Annotated in this window: 13 protein-coding genes; 8 read left to right on the forward strand and 5 right to left on the reverse strand. The window is 64.8% G+C overall.

The window, feature by feature from the left end; genetic code table 11:
- Positions 1-45 precede the first annotated feature (45 nt).
- From OVA12_RS19535 to OVA12_RS19545, 3 genes are all read left to right on the forward strand, one after another.
- Entirely contained in the window at positions 46-4350 is a 4305-nt protein-coding gene (locus OVA12_RS19535) for a peptidoglycan-binding protein (RefSeq protein ID WP_268140276.1), read from the forward strand.
- A 104-nt stretch (positions 4351-4454) separates the two neighbouring features.
- Positions 4455-5381: a sulfite exporter TauE/SafE family protein gene (locus tag OVA12_RS19540; RefSeq protein WP_268140278.1), complete on the forward strand. Its 927-nt coding sequence runs from the start codon at positions 4455-4457 to the stop codon at positions 5379-5381.
- Positions 5381-6163, forward strand: a complete 783-nt coding sequence (locus OVA12_RS19545) for a TIGR02186 family protein (protein ID WP_268140280.1) — start codon at positions 5381-5383, stop codon at positions 6161-6163. Before OVA12_RS19540 ends, OVA12_RS19545 begins: the two co-directional genes overlap by 1 nt.
- A 51-nt stretch (positions 6164-6214) precedes the next feature.
- Here OVA12_RS19545 and pdeM read toward each other — a convergent pair whose 3' ends face one another.
- Positions 6215-6940 (reverse strand): ligase-associated DNA damage response endonuclease PdeM, encoded by a 726-nt coding sequence (pdeM, locus tag OVA12_RS19550; RefSeq protein WP_268140282.1) that lies wholly within the window; start codon positions 6938-6940, stop codon positions 6215-6217.
- Positions 6937-9465, reverse strand: a complete 2529-nt coding sequence (locus OVA12_RS19555; RefSeq protein WP_268140284.1) for a ligase-associated DNA damage response DEXH box helicase — start codon at positions 9463-9465, stop codon at positions 6937-6939. Before OVA12_RS19555 ends, pdeM begins: the two co-directional genes overlap by 4 nt.
- 107 nt (positions 9466-9572) lie before the next feature.
- On the opposite strand from OVA12_RS19555, the gene OVA12_RS19560 reads away from it, so the two are divergent.
- On the forward strand, positions 9573-10604 hold the full coding sequence (locus OVA12_RS19560) for a ligase-associated DNA damage response exonuclease (RefSeq protein WP_268140286.1): 1032 nt from the start codon (positions 9573-9575) through the stop codon (positions 10602-10604).
- A 117-nt stretch (positions 10605-10721) separates the two neighbouring features.
- Positions 10722-11141, forward strand: a complete 420-nt coding sequence (locus tag OVA12_RS19565) for a nuclear transport factor 2 family protein (protein ID WP_268140288.1) — start codon at positions 10722-10724, stop codon at positions 11139-11141.
- A gap of 83 nt (positions 11142-11224) precedes the next feature.
- On the opposite strand, the gene OVA12_RS19570 is transcribed toward OVA12_RS19565, so the two are convergent.
- A complete protein-coding gene (locus OVA12_RS19570; protein WP_268140290.1) occupies positions 11225-13276 on the reverse strand; it encodes a DEAD/DEAH box helicase in 2052 nt (683 codons plus the stop codon).
- A gap of 185 nt (positions 13277-13461) precedes the next feature.
- Between OVA12_RS19570 and OVA12_RS19575 the strand changes: the two genes are divergently transcribed.
- From OVA12_RS19575 to OVA12_RS19585, 3 genes are all read left to right on the forward strand, one after another.
- Positions 13462-15090 carry a cisplatin damage response ATP-dependent DNA ligase gene (locus OVA12_RS19575; protein WP_268140292.1) on the forward strand — a complete coding sequence of 543 codons (1629 nt, stop codon included), beginning with the start codon at positions 13462-13464 and terminating at the stop codon, positions 15088-15090.
- A 72-nt stretch (positions 15091-15162) separates the two neighbouring features.
- Positions 15163-15783: a 2-hydroxychromene-2-carboxylate isomerase gene (locus OVA12_RS19580; protein WP_268140295.1), complete on the forward strand. Its 621-nt coding sequence runs from the start codon at positions 15163-15165 to the stop codon at positions 15781-15783.
- 98 nt (positions 15784-15881) lie between these two features.
- Entirely contained in the window at positions 15882-16472 is a 591-nt protein-coding gene (locus tag OVA12_RS19585; RefSeq protein WP_268140297.1) for a hypothetical protein, read from the forward strand.
- 24 nt (positions 16473-16496) lie between these two features.
- Here the strand turns inward: OVA12_RS19585 and OVA12_RS19590 are convergent, their stop codons facing one another.
- Both OVA12_RS19590 and OVA12_RS19595 read right to left on the reverse strand, forming a co-directional pair.
- Positions 16497-17366, reverse strand: a complete 870-nt coding sequence (locus OVA12_RS19590; RefSeq protein WP_268140300.1) for a thioesterase family protein — start codon at positions 17364-17366, stop codon at positions 16497-16499.
- Between the two features lie 70 nt (positions 17367-17436).
- Positions 17437-18393 (reverse strand): alpha/beta hydrolase, encoded by a 957-nt coding sequence (locus OVA12_RS19595; RefSeq protein ID WP_442793899.1) that lies wholly within the window; start codon positions 18391-18393, stop codon positions 17437-17439.
- Positions 18394-18776: the final 383 nt, after the last annotated feature.

Genomic DNA, 18776 nt, shown 5'->3' on the forward strand with positions numbered 1-18776 from the left:
GTTTGTTGTCAAAGGTCAGAACGACCGCAAGACCAGGTCCAGCCCATGTCGTCTTGGAATATCCGCAGAGCAGGAAGCGGCGGCGATGAACGGTCGCGTAGCGGTCGTGACCGGGGTTACGACGCGGATCGCGGCTATGCCGATCCTTATGAAGACGACTATGAAGACGAACTGCCCGTGTCCCGCCGGACCGGTCGGCGTGAGGCACCGCGCGACCGCGTCGAGCGCTTGACCCGCACCGCGACCGCCGCATCCGACTACGCCCGTGACGAGGATCGCTACGGACCCGAGCAGGAATTGGACGCTGTTGCCGATGAACTGGACCGGCTCATGGGCGACCGCCAGCGGTCGCGCCGCCGTGATCACGCCGAGCCTGACGCAAGATCGCAGCGCCGCAGCGAGCGCGCCGCGCCGCAAGGCGAAGCGCCGCGCGGCCGTCGGATCGGTGCCGTGATGGAAGCGCTGGAGCGCCTGGACCAGCGCGTCGGAGATCTTTCGGACCGCACACAATCGTCCCGCCGTGGCGGTGACCTGCGCGACACTCGCGATGCCCGAGGCCGTTCTGGCCTCGATGACAGCTACGGCTATGACGAGGTGGACGACGAGGAGGCCTACGCAGCCGAAGCCCCGCGTCGCCGCGACCGCGCTGATCGCGACCTTGACACCCGCCGCCCGTCCCGCAGCCGCTATGACGACGAGACTGGCCGCGATCTGCCGCGCCGCGCCCGCCGGCGGCCGGAGGATGACCGCGACATCAACCGTGCGGCTGCTGACCTGCGCGCGCGCCGTGACGCGCTCGACCGGCTGGCTGAGCCGGATCTTGATGTCCTTGACGATTACCGGCCCGATTATCGGCCTGACTACCGTGAAGAACGCCCGCGTCCGCGCCGCCCGCGCGAGGCCGACGCGCCCTCGCGGCAGATCTACAAGGACCTGTCGCGCCGCATCGACGCCCTGCGCAAGCCGCATGAGGAAACGCTCGACGTGGTGCGCCGCGAGATCGGTGCCTTACGCGAAACGCTCCAGGCCTGGCCGGACCGGGATCGTGGCCGCGAAGACCGCGACCGTCATGAGATGCGCCGCCTTGCCGATATGGTCGAACGCCTCCGCGTTGACCGGACCGACGACCGTCAGGCGAAGGAACTTCGGGCCGAGATCGCGGATCTGCGCCATCTCGTCAGCAACACCAATGTCGATGGCACGCTGAAGACGCTCGAGATGGGCTATGCCCACATCGTCCAGCGTCTGGACGAACTGTCCCGCTCCTCGATTGATCCGCGCGCGGTCAAGAGCCTTGCGGCGCGGCTCATGGAAATCGAGGATGGTCTGTCGGCGCTGCCGCGCTCCGAGCATCTCCTGGTGCTCGAAGGCCGTATTGGCGACATCTCCGAGCGCGTGGAAAGCCTCCTGCGTGCGCATGGCCGTCTCGACATCGAGCCGCTGCGCCAGGAGCTGAAGGATGTCCGGCGGATCGTCGAACAGGTTGACTTCAGCCGGGTGATCGGCGGTCTCGATGACCGGATGCGCTTCGTTGCCGATCGCCTCGACGAACTGGAAATGCTGGCGCGCGAACAGCGCGGCCTCGACAGCCGCATCAGCGCGATGGAAGAGCGGTTGCCGGATCCGGAGAGCTTCGACCGGTTGAACGGCCGCCTCGAAGAAATCTTCGGCATGCTGTCGCGCAATCCCTGCACGTCCGGCGATGACGAGGCCCGGTTCGGCAAGGTGGACAATCGCCTTGACGAGATCATGGATCGTCTTGCCGCCATGGAGCGTGGCAAGGGCCAGCAGCAGCCCGCCATGGATGCCGCCTTTGCCGGGCTCGAAACCCGGCTGATGGGCATCCACAGCAAGATCGAATCGCTGGAGGAGCGCTCGTCCCGTCCCCTGTCCGTGGAGCTGGGCGAGGGTGCGGGCATCGAAGCCGAGTTGCTGGCGCAGCTTGAGCGCCAGGTTGGCGATCTGTCACGGCGTCTCAGCGAGCCGCGCGACCAGGTCTCCAATCAGGACATCGAGGCCCTGCGCCGCGAGATCGCCGAGATGCGCGCCGCTGTCCAGATGCCGGCCCCCGCGGTTGTCGCGCTGGAACGGCGGATCAGCGATCTAGCTGATGCGGTCAACCGCGGCAGCGAGACCATGGATGATCGCCGCCTCGATCTCATCACTGACAAGATCGGCGCATTGGCCAACCAGCTGGAGTCCGCCGAAGGCCGCCTCGCCGGTGTCGACGGCATCGAGAAGGTGCTGCTGCGCATCGAGGATGGATTGCGGGCGACCCGCGCCGAAGTGGCCGACGTCGCCAGCGAGGCCGCTCGCCGTGTGGTGCGTGACCATATCCCGGAAACGCGTGACTATGACGACGCGATCGGCGACCTGCGCGATGATCTGAAGCGTCTGCTTGATGCAGCGCAGGGCACCGAAAGCCGCACCCGCAACACGTTCGAGGGCGTGCAGTCTATCCTGTCCGGCATTACCGACCGTCTGGACTCGCTGGAGCGCAGTGGGGTGTCGCGCCCGGCCGGCCGGCCCGCCGAACCGCCGCGGGATGAACCGCGCGGACGCGCGCCGCTGCCCGGCCTGCCCTTGAGCGCCGAAACGCGAGACCGTCCGAAGGAGCGCTCACGTGATCGCAAGGCGGACTTCATCGCCGCCGCACGCCGCGCGGCCCAGGCCGCGTCTGTGGAAGTGCAGCAGGCCCGGGCCGAAGAAGCGCGGGAGAGCAATCCGGAACAGGCATCGTCCGGTGGCTGGCTGAAGCGGGCCTTTACCCGGTCCAAGACCGCGCAGGCGGATGACGCGCTGGAACTGGGATCCGAGCAGGAAATCAAGCCGGCCAAGCGGTCCCGGACGGCGCCTGAGGAAATTGCGGCGGTCAGCCGTGAGGACCGTCCGGCACCGGAGGCATCGGGCGGCGGGCTGCTCAGCGGTGGTCGCAAGCGCGCGCTGCTGTTTGCAGCCGCTGCGGTGATCCTTGCCATCGGCACGCTGCAGATCTTCCGCCTTGCCAGTGGCGGCAGTGAGCCCGTGGCAGGACTTGACGCGCCCGATGCAGCTGCCCCGCAGGTTGCGGAAGCTCCGGCGGAAGGGGCAGCGCCGCTACCGGTCCTGGAGCTGCAGGAAAAGGACATTGTCGCGGCACCCGTCGCCGGTGAGCCGGCGGTCGTGGCCGAGGAACAGGCTGTCGTCGCAGAAGCTCCGCGCGAGCCCGAAGCCGCAGGGCAGGGACCGGATGTTCCGCTGACGCCTGGGCCGATCGCCGGCCCGCTTGCTGGTCCCTCACCGCTGGTCACGCCGCAGCCGGCTGACGCGGTGCCTCCGGCCGTGGCCTTCGCACCCCCGGCCATTTCCGGCAAGTTCGGCGACACCCCGTTCGTCAACGGCGGGGCTCCGGTCCTGCCGTCCAATCCGACGACGCTTGCCTCGGCACCATCCTCGTTGCAGCCGAACCCTGTCGCTCCGGTTGCCCCGGGCGGCACACTCAACAACCTGCCGCCGGAAGCCATTGGACCGATGGCACTGCGCAGCGCTGCTGCGGCCGGAAATGCGGCCGCAGAATTCCAGATCGGCGTGAACTACACCGAAGGCAAAGGCGTGCCGTCCGATCTGACCGAGGCGGCGAAGTGGTACGAGAAGGCTGCGGCAAAGGGCCTTGCCCCGGCGCAGTACCGGCTCGCGAGCCTTTACGAAAAGGGGCGCGGCGTGCCCAAGGACATCGCCAAGGCCCGCGAATGGTATGTGAAGGCCGCCGAGGCCGGCAACGCCAAGGCCATGCACAATCTGGCTGTTCTTTACGCCGAGGGTGCGGAAGGGGCGCCGAACTTCACCGAAGCTGCCCGCTGGTTCAAGTCCGCTGCCGAGCACGGCGTGCCGGACAGCCTGTTCAACCTTGGCATCCTCAATGCCCGGGGCCTGGGCGTGCCCAAGGACCTGGCCGAGAGCTACAAGTGGTTTGCCATCGCCGCCAAGCAGGGCGACGGGGAAGCGGCAAAGAAGCGGGATGACATCGCGAACATGATGGACCAGGCCCAGCTGGCTGCTGGCCGTCTCGCCGTCGACACGTTCAAGCTTCAGGAGCCGATCCCGGCGGCCAACACCGTGGTTCTGGATCCGGCCTGGGATCATGCCGCCGGTGTTCCGGCAACCAATGCCTCCGTGCTCCAGGGCACCGACATGGTGCAGCAGGCACAGGGACTGCTCAAGACGCTCGGGTTTGACCCAGGCTCGGTCGATGGCCAGATGGGGCCGAAGACGCGGCAGGCAATCGAGAGTTTCCAGCGGAGCGCCAAGCTTCCGGTGACGGGAGAAGTGACCCCGGAGCTGGTAAAAGCGCTTCTCGGACGGTCAATCTGATCGATCCACGCTGTTGAAGGTTGACAGGGCCGCGAAAGCGGCCCTTCTAGCAGCATTTCCCGGGCCGTGATGACAACCACAGCCCCCAACGCCGGTACAAGCCCGTGCAGATCTACCTGCCCATCGCCGAAATCTCGGTGAACATGTTCCTCATCTTCGGCATGGGCGGTGCCGTCGGCTTCCTGTCGGGACTGTTCGGCATCGGTGGCGGTTTCCTTCTGACACCGCTGCTGATCTTTTCCGGCATTCCGCCCGCTGTGGCCGTGGCCACCGTGACGACCCAGATCGTTGCCTCCTCGTCCTCCGGCGTGCTGGCCTACTGGCGGCGCGGTGCCATCGACATGAAGATGGCGACCGTGCTGCTCATTGCGGGCGTTGTCGGCTCGGCCGCCGGGGCGTGGCTGTTCGAAATCCTCAAGAACATGGGTCAGCTCGATGTGGTCATCTCGCTGTCCTATGTCACCTTCCTCGGCACGATTGGCGGGCTGATGCTGGTCGAATCCGTCGGTGCGATCCGCCGCCGCCGGCAAGGCAGCAACCGGCCGGCACGCCATCCTGGACAGCACAACTGGATCCACGGCCTGCCGTTCAAGATGCGGTTCCGCCAGTCAAAGCTCTATGTAAGCGTAATACCGATTCTGGCTCTGGGGGCTGGCATCGGCTTTCTTGGCACGGTGCTGGGCATCGGCGGCGGCTTCATGATGGTGCCGGCGCTGATCTATCTCCTGCGCATGCCCACCGGCATCGTCGTCGGCACGTCCCTGATGCAGATCCTCTTCACGATGGCAGCGGCAACGATCCTGCACGCCATGACGACGCAGACGATCGACATCGTTCTAGCCCTGATCCTCATGGTCGGCGGTGTCATCGGGGCGCAGTTCGGCGCGCGTATGGGGCAGAAGCTGCGCGGTGACCAGCTGCGCCTTCTGCTTGCGCTGCTCGTGCTGGCGGTCGGTGTCCGCTTTGCCGTTGATCTGCTGATCACGCCCGACGACTTCTTCTCCGTCGCCATCAAGGAGGGGAAGGGCTGATGATCTCGCGCGGCCGATCCCTGTTCCTGGGCCTGCTTTTTGCGGCCACCCTGCATGCTGGGTCCGGTCAAGCGGAAAGCCTCATAACGTCCCTGTCTTCGGATCAGGTACTGATCGAATCCAATTTCACCGGCGCCGAGATCGTCATCTTCGGACAGATCGGCCGCGATGGGCAGACCGTAGCCCGACCGGGAAACTATGACCTGGCCGTGGTTCTGCGTGGTCCGGAGCAGATTGTCACGACGCGGCGAAAGGACCGGTTCCTCGGTCTCTGGGTCAACCGCGAAGCCGAGACCTTCTACGCGGTGCCGTCGTTTTATGTGATGTCATCCACCCGTCCGCCCACCGAAATGGGGCACCGGACGATGCTGGAGAAATACGGCATCGGCATCAACTACCTCAACCTGCCGATCAGCCCGCAATCGGAAGTTCCCTTGTCCGATCGTGATGATTTCCGCGATGCGTTCCTGCGCCTGCGGCGTCAGCAGGGTGTTTTCTCGGAACAGGCTGGAAAGGTCGAGTTCCTCACCGACAGCCTGTTTCGCACCACCATCTCTTTGCCGGCCACCACGCCGGTCGGTGTCTACACGGTCGACACCTATCTGATCCACGAGGGTGCGATGCTTGCAACCCAGGAGAAGGGATTGACCGTCGCCAAGACGGGCTTCGAGCAGATGGCGTTCGATCTCGCCCATCAGCGCCCGGCGCTCTACGGCGTGCTTGCCGTGGTGATCGCGGTCTTCACCGGCTGGCTGGCCGGCGTCGTCTTCCGCAAGGATTGAGCCTTTTCAAGGCGCGATGCGTCTGCAGTCCAGCGCCTTGGTATGAAGGGATCAGTCAGCGACGAGCTTTGACGCCGTGAACGGGTACAGCCGGTCCGCGCCAAGCATGAAGGCGGAGAAGCCGCGGGGCGGGAACAACTCCGCAAAGGCAGCGTCCATCACATTGAGACCGCCAGTCAGGGCACCGAAGGCCGGCAGGATGAGCCGGTTGCTGTCGGTCGCAAAGCAGGGGCGGCGGATCGAGCGGCCGTAGCGGCGCACCTTTGCAGCCGGATGGAGATGGCCGCAGACCTCGCCGGGCTGGGCTCCCGGGCGCGGCTCATGCCGGAAGGTAAAGCTGCCAAGCGTCAGCTCGTCGACGCATTCACCGCAGAGGCGCACGGGTGCGACCGGGTCATGGTTGCCCGTTACCCAGATCCATTCGCGGTTGAGCTGCAGCGTCGTGAGGAAGGCGCGATAGGGGGCCGGCAACCTGTCCGAGCCCTCGGCATCATGAAAGCTGTCGCCAAGCGCAATGACGCGGGCCGGGTCGAAGGCATCGATCACCATGGCAAGGCGTTCGAGTGTGGCGGCCGTATCGTAGGGCGGCAGCATCACACCCCGGCGGGCATAGGAGGATCCCTTTTCCAGATGCAGGTCAGCGACGATCAGCGTCTGCTGCTCTGCCCACCAGACAACACCGCTGTCATGCAGCCCGAGAAGCTGTCCGCCCACCGCGATATCGTGGCAAACCGGAGCGATCCGCCGGAACTGTCCCGCATTCCTCAGCGCCGTCATGCCATGGCCTCCTCGATCAGGTCATCCGCCGCCTCGGCCAGGATAGCATCCTGGGCCTCGCCATAGACCGGCTCGCGCCCGATTTCCAGGAGAACAGGAACAGCAAGGGGGGAAACGCGGTCGAGGCGAGTATGCGTGATTCGACCTCTGATCCTTGCCAGAAGTTCACCAAGTCTTGAGATATCCAGAAGTCCTTCTGCGGCATCGTTCCAGGTTGCCCTGAGCAGGATATGATCCGGCTCATGCTGGCGCAGAACGTCATAGATCAGGTCGGAGGACACCGTGATCTGCCGTCCGTTTTTCTCCTGCCCCGGATGCCGCCGCTCGATCAGACCGGCGATGACAGCGCAGGTCCTGAACGTCCGCTTCATCAGGCTGGATTCGGCAAGCCAGGCGTCGAGGTCGTCGCCCAGAATATCTTCCTCGAAGAGCGCATCCAGGGACAGCCGACCGGCCCCGATCATCTGGGACAGGTCGCTGAGGCACCAGATCGAGAGGGCATAGTCATTGGCGACAAACCCCATCGGCCGCGCCCCCAGGCGTTCCAGCCGCCGCGTCAAAAGCATGCCGAGCGTCTGGTGCGCCAGTCGGCCCTCGAACGGGTAGCAGACCAGATAATGCTTGTCGGAGCGAGGAAACGTCTCAACCAGCAAGCCATCGCGGCGGGGCAAGACGGATTTCAGGCGTTGCAGTTCCAGCCAGTCGCGCACCTGGCCCGGCAGATGCGGCCAGTGCGCGGGATCGGCGATCAGCCGGCGCACGCCATCTGCCAGATAGGTCGACAGCGGAAACTTGCCGCCTTGGTAGGAGGGGATCATCGGGCTTGTCGATCTTGCCCGCGAGACATAGGCCTCGTTTTCAAGGATCGTCTCGAAGCGCAGGATCTCGCCGGCAAACAGGAACGTGTCGCCTGGCGTCAGCTGTTCGACGAACCATTCCTCGATCTCGCCCAGCACCCGTCCGCCACGTCCGAGCGGCGTCTTGCGCCCCTCCGCCTTGCTGCGCACCAGTCGCACCTTCAGCATCGGCGCCTCGACAATGGTGCCGACATTGAGCCGGTACTGCTGCGCGACCTTGGGATTGGCGATGCGCCAAAGCCCGTCAGGCCCGCGCTTCAGCTTGGCATAGCGGTCATAGGTTTTTAGCGCGTAGCCGCCCGTGGCGACGAAGTCGACCACCTTGTCGAAGGTGGCGCGGTCCAGATGGCGATAGGTCTCGCAGGCCCTGATCTCGCTGAACAGCATGTCCGCATCGAAGGGAGCCGCGCAGGCAACGCCGAGCACGTGCTGCGCCAGCACGTCGAGCGCACCCCGTCGCAGCGCGGGCGTGTCCTGCCCGCCCGTCAGCGAGGCTTCCAGCGCGGCGCGGCATTCCAGCACCTCAAACCGGTTGGCCGGCACCAGCACCGCCTTCGAAGGTTCATCCATGCGGTGATTGGCGCGGCCGATCCGCTGGGCAAGCCGGCTTGCCCCTTTCGGTGCGCCGACATTGATGACCAGATCCACGTCGCCCCAATCGATGCCCATGTCGAGCGACGAGGTTGCAACGATGGCCCGGAGCTGCCCGGCCGACATGGCCGCTTCCACCTTGCGCCGCTGTCCGACATCCAGCGAGCCATGATGCAGGGCGATGGGCAGGGTTTCGGTGTTGATCTTCCAGAGGTCCTGGAAAATCATCTCGGCCTGCGACCGCGTGTTGACGAAGATCAGCGAGACCTTGTGCTCAAGGATCTGCTTGTAGATGTCATCCAGCGCATAGCGCGCGGAATGCCCGGACCAGGGCACGCGTTCGGCCGACTCCAGGATGCGGATATCTGGCGCGGCTCCGCCAGTGACGGTCACGACCTCGCTCAGGCGGCGCTCATCCGGGTTGGTTTGCGGCATGAGAAAGGCGCGAAGGTCATCCGGTTCGGCAACAGTCGCAGACAGGCCCACCATGCGCACGTCCGGCGAAAATTGCCGCAGCCGCGCCAGCCCAAGCGCCAGCAGGTCGCCGCGCTTCGACGTGACCAGCGCATGCAATTCGTCGAGGATCACGGTCCGGACCCCGGACAGCATGGCCATTCCCGCCGCGTCGGACAAAAGCAGGGCAATCTGCTCGGGAGTGGTCAGCAGGATGTCCGGAGGCACGAGTTTCTGCCGCTGGCGCTTGTGCGCGGGCGTGTCGCCCGTGCGCGTTTCAATCTGCACCGCCAGGTTCATCTCGGCCACCGGGGCTTCGAGGTTGCGGGCAATGTCGACAGCCAGAGCCTTCAACGGCGAGATGTACAGCGTATGCACGCCGGACCGCTCGGCCCCCTTGGCCGATCCCGGTTTCCGCCGGGCGGCGCCCGAGATCTCGATCAGGCTCGGCAGGAAACCGGCGAGCGTCTTGCCGGCGCCGGTTGGGGCGATCAGCAGCGTGGAGGACCCGCGCCCCAGCTGATCGATGAGGGCCAGCTGATGCGCACGCGGGCTCCAGCCGCGCATCTTGAACCATGCGTGGAATCGGTCAGGCAGCAGCGCGGAATGGGACAGCTCGGTCATGGCCGGCGAATGTAGGCGCGGCGGCCACGAAAGGGTAGGGGCAAACCGGCCCGAGCCCGGTCAACCGTTGCACTGGTAAATCTCGCCGGGCACCCTATCCTTCGGCCATGTCCAGTCTGCTCACCCTGACGCCGGAGGGCCTCTATTGCCCGGCGGCCGCCCTTCACATCGACCCGGTACGGCCGGTTCCCCGTGCGGTCATCACCCACGCGCATTCCGATCATGCGCGCGCAGGCCATGGTGCTGTCCTCGCAACGCGTGAGACCCTCGACATCATGGCCCTGCGTCTGGGCGATGCCTTCGCCGGCTCCCGTCAGGCGCTCGCCTATGGGACTACTCTGATGATTGACGGCATCCGCTTGTGGCTCGCGCCTGCCGGCCACGTGCTTGGCTCGGCGCAGGTGGTGCTGGAAGCCGGTGGCGAGCGGGCCGTTGTCTCAGGCGACTACAAGCGTCAGGCGGATCCAACCTGCGCGCCTTTCGAGCTGGTGCAGTGCGACACCTTCGTCACCGAGGCAACATTCGGCCTACCCGTGTTCCGGCACCCGCCCATTGCAGGAGAGATTGCGCGGCTGCTGGCGTCGCGCGCGCTGTTTCCGGGACGCACCCACCTCGTCGGGGCCTATTCGCTCGGCAAGGCGCAACGGCTTCTGGCCGAGTTACGGGCTGCTGGATACGAACGCACCGTCTATCTGCATGGCGCTCTGGAAAAAGTCACCGCCTATTACATGGGGCAAGGCCAGGCGCTCGGTCCGGTCGAACCGGTCGGCGGACGCGGCAAGGAGCTGGCAGGCGAAATCGTCATCTGCCCGCCGGGAGATCTGGCCGGCCGCTGGGCCCGGCGCTTTGCCGATCCGGTGACGGCGGTTGCCTCAGGCTGGATGCGCGTTCGGGCGCGGGCCCGGCAGCGCGGCGCCGCGCTGCCACTCATCATCTCCGATCACGTCGACTGGCCGGACCTCTGCCGGACGGTCGAGGAAACCGGTGCCTCCGACATCTGGGTGACCCACGGAGCTGAGGAGGCCCTCTGTCACTGGTGCAAAACCGTTGGACGCAATGCACGCCCTCTCCATATGATCGGATATGGGGAGGAAGAGGCTGATTCTTCTCCGGCCCCCGACACTGCGTCCGCTGAATGACCGGGCGTGCCGGGTTCCGGCGCCTGTCCTTCCCTGGCCTTGCCGGCCACGTCCGCCAGCCCGGCGCGCCAGTTCCGGCAATGACCTTGCACAGGACCAGAGCCCAGGACTGAAGACATGGCAGACGACCGCTCCCACGATCCCGCCGGCGACGAGCCAACCGCCCTCGAGGCCGGTATTGCAGGTCTGTTCGAGGATTATCTCGCGGGCTTCAACGACGCTGACGCCGATGCGCTGATCGACTGCTTCTGTCTGCCCGCCACCATCTGGCAGATGGACAAGGGCTATGTGTTCGACGACGAGGAAGACCTCGCTGAGAACATCGAAGCCCTGCTGGAGGCGCTGGACAAGGAGGACATCTCCTTCTCCGAGTTCGAGGTTGTCTCGGCCCATATCTCCGGCAACACCGCACTCGTCACCCTCGACTGGCGTCAGGAAAGCGCGGACGGCGAGAATGTCTTCGAATTCACCTGCCACTACCAGCTGATCTTCGATGGCGATGACTGGCGGATCGCCATGATCGTCAACGAGCAGTAGGGCCGCAGACCCGTTCATCGCAGCGGAAAAAGAAATGCCCGGCACACAGGCCGGGCATTCGATTTCAGATGTGAACGGTTGCCTCAGGCGTCCCGCTTCTTCGGCTTCTTCTTCGGAGCAGGGCCATCCTTGCCCGGCTTCTTGAAGCCGCCTTCCTTGAAGCCGCCCTCCTTGAAGGCAGGCTTGTTCTTGCGCGGGGCAAAGTCACCGTCCGGTCCGGACTTGGCGCGCTTCGGGCCGCGGGCCAGCGGAGCCTCGTCCATCGGCGTGAATGCGGGATGCGTCGGCCGCGGCTCGTCGTCGTCAAAGCGACGGCGCTTGGCCGGCTTGCCAGGACCACCGGCCCCGCCACCAAAGCCACCCCCGAAACCACCGCGACCGCCACGGTCGCCGTTACGTTCACGGGCGTTCTCATAGCGGCTGCGGCCGTCGCCGCCATCACGGCCGGAGTCGCGGAATGCGGGAACCTGGCCAGCACGCATGTCGGTCACCTCGATGGTGACGCCGCGCTCGCCCGAACCATCACGCCGAATGACTTCGGCGTATTTCTCAGCGTGGTTGCCGGCGATCTCGAACAGGGTTTCCGTGCCGCCAATCTTGATGGCACCGACTTCCTTCTTCGTCACATGGCCGGCGCGGCAGATCATCGGCAGCAGCCAGCGCGGGTCCGCGCGGTGCTTGTGGCCAAGCGACAGGCGGAACCAGATGCCGTCCTCGAACTTGTTGCGCAGCTCCTGGGAACGTGCGCCGCCAAAGTCATCGTCGCGCTGGAAGCGCTCACCGCGTTCCCCACGCTCGCCACGACCACCGCGCGCTTCAAAGGAATCTTCCGTCAGCTCTTCAGGAGCCGGCAGACGCGACTGGTAGAGGCGAACGAACGCGGCTGCGATCCGCTCGGCGCCATGCGCCTGCATCAGTTCGCGTGCGATCTCCAGATCTTCTTCCTCGGCGGCCTCGGCCAGGACCGGATCCGCCAGCAGGCGAGCCTTGTCCTGAGCGCGGATGGCGTTGGCCGACGGTGCCTCGCGCCACTCGGCCTTGACGCCGGCGGTCTGCAGCAGACGTTCGGCGGTCCGGCGGCGCGAGAAGGGAACGATGACGACGCTCGTTCCCTTGCGCCCGGCGCGGCCCGTCCGGCCAGACCGGTGCAGCAGGGCAGCCTTGCCGGTCGGCATGTCGGCATGGATGACCAGATCCAGGTTCGGAAGGTCGATGCCGCGTGCGGCAACGTCGGTTGCCACGCAAACACGGGCGCGCCCGTCACGCATGGCCTGCAGCGCATGGCTGCGCTCAGCCTGGCTCAGTTCGCCGGAGAGGGCCGCAACGGAGAAGCCGCGGTTGCCAAGGCGCGAGGTCAGGCGGTTAACGGCCTCACGGGTGGCGCAGAACACGATGGCCTTCTGGGCCTCGTGGAAGCGCAGCACGTTGATGATGGCGTTCTCGCGCTCGTTCGGCACCACCGGCATGGCGACATAGTCGATGTCGACATGCTGCTCACGGGCGTTGATGGTGGTCAGACGCACGGCGTTGCGCTGGTAGCGCTGCGCCAGGTCTGCGATCGGCTTCGGCACCGTGGCCGAGAACATCAGCGTGCGCCGGTCTTGCGGTGCGGCATCGAGGATGAACTCGAGGTCTTCACGGAAGCCGAGATCCAGCATCTCGTCCGCCTCGTCGAGCACGATGGCCCGGATGGCAGACAGATCGAGCGCACCGCGTTCGATATGGTCACGCAGGCGGCCCGGCGTTCCGACCACGATATGCGCACCGCGCTCCAGTGTGCGGCGTTCAGCGCGCGGGTCCATGCCGCCAACGCAGGACGCCGTGTGCGCGCCGGCTTCTTCGTAAAGCCAGGTCAGCTCGGCCTTGACCTGCAGCGCCAGTTCGCGGGTCGGGGCAATGGCCAGGGCCAGCGGAAGGCCAGCCTGCGGCAGCCTGTTTTCATCGCCGAGAAGGGTTGGGGCGAGGGCGAGGCCAAAGGCCACCGTCTTGCCGGAGCCGGTCTGTGCGGAGACCAGCAGGTCAGCCTCGGCAGGAGCCTCGGACAGGATTGTTTCCTGAACAGGGGTGAGGCTGGAGTAGCCGCGCTTCGCCAAAGCGGCGGCCAGCGCCGGGGCGACGGCGTTCGTGTCGATCATGCGTGTCTTTCGTGAAGGGGGCGGGCGTGCGGGAAGATCGCCGCAAGGGCCGGCCAGATTTTTCAAGTGCTCCTATACGTCAAACTCGGCCCGCCGTCCACCAAAGAGCGGACATAGCTGCGTCTTTCCTTGCGATTGGCTCAAACAGGCCTTCCCGCACCGGCTTTGCGCCTTAAGATAGGACCATGAAAGCCTTCGCCCGCCTGCTCGACAGCCTTGCCTTTGAAACGTCCCGCAATGCGCGGGAAGCGTTGCTGGTTGACTATTTCACCCGCACACCCGATCCGGACAGGGGCTACGCGCTGGCCGCCATTACGGGCACGCTGGATTTCCGCGCTGCCAAGCCCGCCTTGCTGAAGGCCTTGATCGGCGAGCGCAGTGACCCGGTGCTTTTCGCCCTGTCCTATGACTTTGTTGGCGACCTCTCCGAAACGATCGCCCTGATGTGGCCAGCCCCGCCACGAGAGGCAGATGCTGACTTGCGGCTGGCCGCGGTCGTGGAGGCGCTTGCCCGCGCCAGCCGCTCAGATGCGCCCCGCTTGATCGCGGAATGGCTGGATGCGCTCGACGAGACCGGTCGCTGGGCCTTGCTCAAGCTCGTCACCGGTGGTCTGCGCGTTGGTGTTTCGGCTCGCCTTGCCAAAACGGCGCTGGCTCGCCTTGGCAGTGTCCCGGTCGATGAGATCGAGGACGTCTGGAACACGCTGAAAGCCCCGTATCTGCAGTTATTTGCCTGGATCGAGGGGCGCGCGGGCAAGCCGGAGAGCCGGGATCCGGCGCCATTCCGCCCGCCCATGCTGGCCCATCCGCTGGACGAGGCGAAGGACTTCGACCAGTTGGCGGCCTCTGATTTCGTCGCAGAATGGAAGTGGGATGGCATCCGTGTTCAGGCGGCGGCGGGCCGCGATGGCGAAACCCTCCATCGACGTCTCTATTCCAGGTCGGGCGACGACATCACGGCTGCCTTTCCCGATCTTCTCGAGGACCTGCGCTTCGATGGTGCCATCGACGGTGAGCTGCTGGTGGTGCGCGATGGCGAGGTCCAGCCTTTCTCCGAACTGCAGCGCCGGCTCAATCGCAAGACGGCAGACGCCAAGCTGATACAGGCTTTGCCCGTGGCCATCCGTGCCTATGACCTTCTGGCCGAGGATGGCCTTGACTTGCGGCCGCTCAGCTTTCTGCAGCGCCGTGAAAGACTGGAAGCGCTGGTCAGGCGGTTGCAATCGCCGCGCATTGATCTGTCGCCGCTGATCACCTTCGCCGACTGGCCGGGGCTTGCCTCCGCCCGGTCCGAACCCTCGTCACGCTTGCAGCCTGCGGATGCCGCGGCCGTCGAAGGCGTGATGCTGAAGCGGGCTGCCGCACCCTATGTTGCCGGACGGCCGAAAGGCGAATGGTTCAAGTGGAAGCGCGATCCATTCCTGATCGATGCCGTGCTGATGTACGCGCAGCGTGGCCACGGCAAGCGCTCGTCCTATTACTCGGACTATACGTTTGGTGTCTGGCTCGGGGCGGAGCTTGTGCCGGTTGGCAAGGCCTATTTCGGCTTCACCGACGAGGAGCTGATCCTGATCGACCGTTTCATCCGCGCCAATACCGTTGGCCGGTTTGGTCCTGTCCGCGAGGTCGCGCGCCTGCCCGACAAGGGTCTGGTGCTTGAGGTTGCCTTTGAGGGGCTCAATCGCTCCAGCCGGCACAAGTCCGGCCTTGCGATGCGGTTTCCCAGAGTGTCCCGTTTGCGCTGGGACAAGACACCGGCCGAGGCGGACCGGATCGAGTCTCTGGAGGCACTGCTCTCGGCCACGCGCGCGTGACTTGCCTGTGACCTGATTTCTCGGCCATTGTCGCTCGCCGGCCGCGGCGCAGGTTTGTTGAGGGGTTTTCGCATGACCGGGACAATCGAGTATTTCTACACGCATGTTTCGCCCTGGGCCTACATGGGCCACGCACTGTTTATCGACCTGGCTGCACGCCACGGGATGACCGTCGAGTTCCGCCCGGTGAATCTTGGCGGCGTGTTCGATGCGTCCGGCGGCATGCCTTTGGCAAAACGCCATCCGGTTCGTCAGTCCTATCGCCTCATCGAGCTGCAGCGGTGGCGGGACAAGCGCAATCTTCCGCTGACGATCCACCCGCGGCATTTCCCCGCCGATCCGACGCTTGCCGACTGTTGCGCGCTTGCGATCTTGAAGGCGGGTGGGCCGGTTGCTGACTTCTCGGACCGTCTGTTCCGTCACCTCTGGGCGCAAGAGGGCGATCTCAATGACCGGGCGAGCCTCGAAGCCATTGCCACGTCACTTGGGGCAGATGGTGCACGCATGCTGGCAGATGCGGAAAGCGCCGAGATCAAGGCTGCGTATGCCGCGAACCAGGCCCGGGCCATTGAACTGGGTGTCATCGGCTCGCCCTGCTACGTGCTGCAAGGGGAACCGTTCTGGGGCCAGGACCGGCTTGATCTCCTGAGCGATGCCCTCGAAAGCCGGCGCGAGGCCTACAAGCCTGTGTAATTCCTGCCGTCCTTTCGACATAGACCATCGCTAGGCTCTATGCTGACACGTAAGGCGCGTCTTGCAGCGGGCTTGATCGCAGCGGGAGATTTTTGGCGATGGCACAGTTCAGCCTTCGGGCATTCGGCGAACGGCAGCTTGGTTTGCGAAGCGGCGCTGCCCTGCTTGGCGTGATGATTTGCCTGAGCAGCGCGGCCGCAGAAGGGCAGGCGCTCAAGAAGCCTTCGCTGGTGACGGGTGACGACCCGCAGCGCTTCGCCCTGATCGAGGTCGAGGGCGAATACCTTCGTCTCGATCGCCGCCTTGGTGACATCAGCGTCTGCAAGAAGCTGAATGATGTCTGGCGCTGCACCCCGGCGCCGGACGCAGAACTGGCCTATCTGTCCGAGATCGAGCGCCTCTCAGCCGAGGTCACCGAGCTGAAGGCGCGGCTGGCATCCACTGGCGGGGCTGGCAGTGGCGCGGAGAAGCAGAACGGCGGCTCTGCCGCTCCGCTGCTTTCGCAGCCGGAGACAGGCGCCCCGCGCGTCGAAGCGCCCAAGACCGAAACGCAACAGGCTCCACGCCTGTCCGAAAAGGACGAAAAGGAGCTAGAAGAAGTCCTTGGTGTCACCGAAATGGCGATGCGCCGCTTCTTTGGCCTCATGCGCGAATTTCAGCAGGACATGAACGGCACCAGCCGCCAGTAAGCTGTGACCGGATATACTGGCGGTTCAGTCCATTTTCAGGCGCAGGATCGTTTCTCGTTCATCAGCCGACAGCCCGATAGCCGTCCGTGTCTCGTGGCTCATCGGAAGCACAACGGAATCGCACAGCGCGACAGGTCGGCCGGTTCGTGCTTCATACATGTGATGCCGCATGGAAAAGGTGTTCGCCTGGCAGCCAGTGATTCCGCTGGCAACAACGACGCTGTCCCCGGCCTTTACAGGGCCTGCCCAGGACAGTTTCATTTCCACCGCAACCCGTCCTGCATTGCGCGCGGATAGAACAGAGCGGTTAAGCGGTGTGCGCTCCCAAACGAAGGGGGCCGCTTCCGTAAAGCATCCCATGGCAAAGCCGTCGTCCGCGCGCCCATCAGCGCCCAGGTGCCGCGACAGCACTGTCGCACGATGCGTGATCGTTGCGCCTGCGCTCAGGGTCGCATCGAGCGTCGTCCGCAGGGAAGCCGGCGTTGCCGGCAAGCCGCGCGGTGTGGCCTCCGTCGTCATCTGCTCCTGGCTGTCCTTGAAACGATTGCGAAGCGTCCTGGCGGCCTCGATCGCGGGGCTGTAGCCATCAACGGCTGTCGCAATCAGCGATCCGTCCGTGTGATCGCGGATCTCGTGCAGCACTGACAGAATATGCGGTCCGTCAAAACAGACCCCGGCACTGACATGCAGCAGTGTTCCGCCGCGCGCTTCCTGATGAAACCTGACATGACGGACACGTCTTGCACCAACAAGCGATTCACTGAAGCCTGTTAACAGACGAAACTGCCTCTCTGATTCCTCAAAGCGAGCAAAATAAAACTGCACGTTGAGGTGATCGTTATCGTCACACTCCCAGGTGTTGACGAATGACAGCAGCGTTTCTTGGGCAGGCATGGTCCGGACGGTTCCATCTCTTGTGCAGACAAATAGAAAGACACCAAACCATCTACCGGCTTGGCCGGATTCACTGCATACTTACCCTGAGAAAATTATCAATGAGAATATTGCTTTCTAATGAAATACCGAGGCCGAAATTCTGAAAAACATGACATCCGCCGGGAAACAGACGCATTTCCGCGGGATTTCCTGCAGCGACCCAGCGACCTGCCATAAAAATCGTGTCATCCAGCAGTGGGTCACGGGTGCCGACGACAAAATGCGCGGACGGCAAATCGCTCAGGTCAGCGAGCAATGGCGATACATCAGGCAAGGCTGCGTCATGCCCATGCGCCAGATAATGGCGGACGAACATCTCGATATCGCGCGTGTTCAGCACCAGCTTTTCTGATCCCCAGGCCCGGGCGCTGGGCGTGAGCCGAAGATCGAAGCAACCTGCGATGAAGACGGCCGCATGAAACGCCCGCAGCCCATGACGGTCGCGCAGCCGGATGAGAGTGGCGGCCGCAAGATTGGCCCCGGCGCTGTCGCCGCCAATCGCCAGCTTTGACACGCCAAGACTGTGCCGTCCGGGTCCAGCCAGCCAAAGGGCTGCAGCTTCACAATCATCAGGCCCGCAAGGGTAGGGATGCTCCGGTGCCAGGCGATAGTCGACTGACACAGCGATCAGCCCGGTGCGGTCCGCCAGCTCCACGAGCCGCTCGTCTTGCATGTCGGCGCCACCAAATGTCCAGCCGCCGCCATGGATGTGCAGGAAAGCCCCGGTCGGGATCGCCTTCGGCTCGATGATCCGCAAGGTCACCGGCCCGTGCCGTCCCTCGATGACGTGTGTCCGGGCGCGGGCGCTGCGCAACGGCGGCGGAAAGGGGCCGAGCCCCTGTTCACGCCGTTCGCGGACGACCTGTGGGGGGAAACTCCACTGATCCGGCAAGGCCGACAGACGAGATGCAAGATCCTGATTGAAGGACCGCGTTTCCTCGGCAATGGCGGCAGGATCGAAGATGGCGGGGTCAATCGTGAGCATGCAGCCTCGCAAATAACGCAGTGTCTGCAAGGCTAGTTCCTTGCCGCTGGGCTGCCAAGCTGCTCAAATGCACATTCCAAGATCTTCGAACGGACAGCTGACGTCGATCCGGTGTCTAAGGCTTGCGCTGGCGACAAGCTGCCAACATAATCCGCGCGGATTGTGGTTCAGGGAGGAACGCCGCAAGGCAGATCACAGTCTCGCTGCGGTTTGGCGTCGCCAAGGTGCGCTTCCGTTCGTCAGGTTTGAACGGAAGGCGCGTTGCAACGCGGATCGTAGATGGAGATGGGCCTTTGACATAAGGTCTCGGGGTGATGGGCGGATGCAGCAACGTCTGCAGTCCCGCACGCCGAACGCAAAGCCGGCGATGGAATGGCCCGGCG

Origin of the sequence: Pannonibacter sp. SL95, assembly GCF_026672425.1 — a bacterium.
In the GTDB taxonomy this organism is placed as follows: Bacteria; Pseudomonadota; Alphaproteobacteria; order Rhizobiales; family Stappiaceae; genus Pannonibacter.

Coding starts and splice junctions, on each gene's coding strand:
- OVA12_RS19535 (WP_268140276.1), top strand. CDS start 46: ATGTCGTCTTGGAATATCCGCAGAGCAGGAAGCGGCGGCGATGAACGG.
- OVA12_RS19545 (WP_268140280.1), top strand. CDS start 5,381: ATGATCTCGCGCGGCCGATCCCTGTTCCTGGGCCTGCTTTTTGCGGCC.
- pdeM (WP_268140282.1), bottom strand. CDS start 6,940: ATGACGGCGCTGAGGAATGCGGGACAGTTCCGGCGGATCGCTCCGGTT.
- OVA12_RS19555 (WP_268140284.1), bottom strand. CDS start 9,465: ATGACCGAGCTGTCCCATTCCGCGCTGCTGCCTGACCGATTCCACGCA.
- OVA12_RS19560 (WP_268140286.1), top strand. CDS start 9,573: ATGTCCAGTCTGCTCACCCTGACGCCGGAGGGCCTCTATTGCCCGGCG.
- OVA12_RS19565 (WP_268140288.1), top strand. CDS start 10,722: ATGGCAGACGACCGCTCCCACGATCCCGCCGGCGACGAGCCAACCGCC.
- OVA12_RS19570 (WP_268140290.1), bottom strand. CDS start 13,276: ATGATCGACACGAACGCCGTCGCCCCGGCGCTGGCCGCCGCTTTGGCG.
- OVA12_RS19575 (WP_268140292.1), top strand. CDS start 13,462: ATGAAAGCCTTCGCCCGCCTGCTCGACAGCCTTGCCTTTGAAACGTCC.
- OVA12_RS19580 (WP_268140295.1), top strand. CDS start 15,163: ATGACCGGGACAATCGAGTATTTCTACACGCATGTTTCGCCCTGGGCC.
- OVA12_RS19585 (WP_268140297.1), top strand. CDS start 15,882: ATGGCACAGTTCAGCCTTCGGGCATTCGGCGAACGGCAGCTTGGTTTG.
- OVA12_RS19590 (WP_268140300.1), bottom strand. CDS start 17,366: ATGCCTGCCCAAGAAACGCTGCTGTCATTCGTCAACACCTGGGAGTGT.
- OVA12_RS19595 (WP_442793899.1), bottom strand. CDS start 18,393: ATGCTCACGATTGACCCCGCCATCTTCGATCCTGCCGCCATTGCCGAG.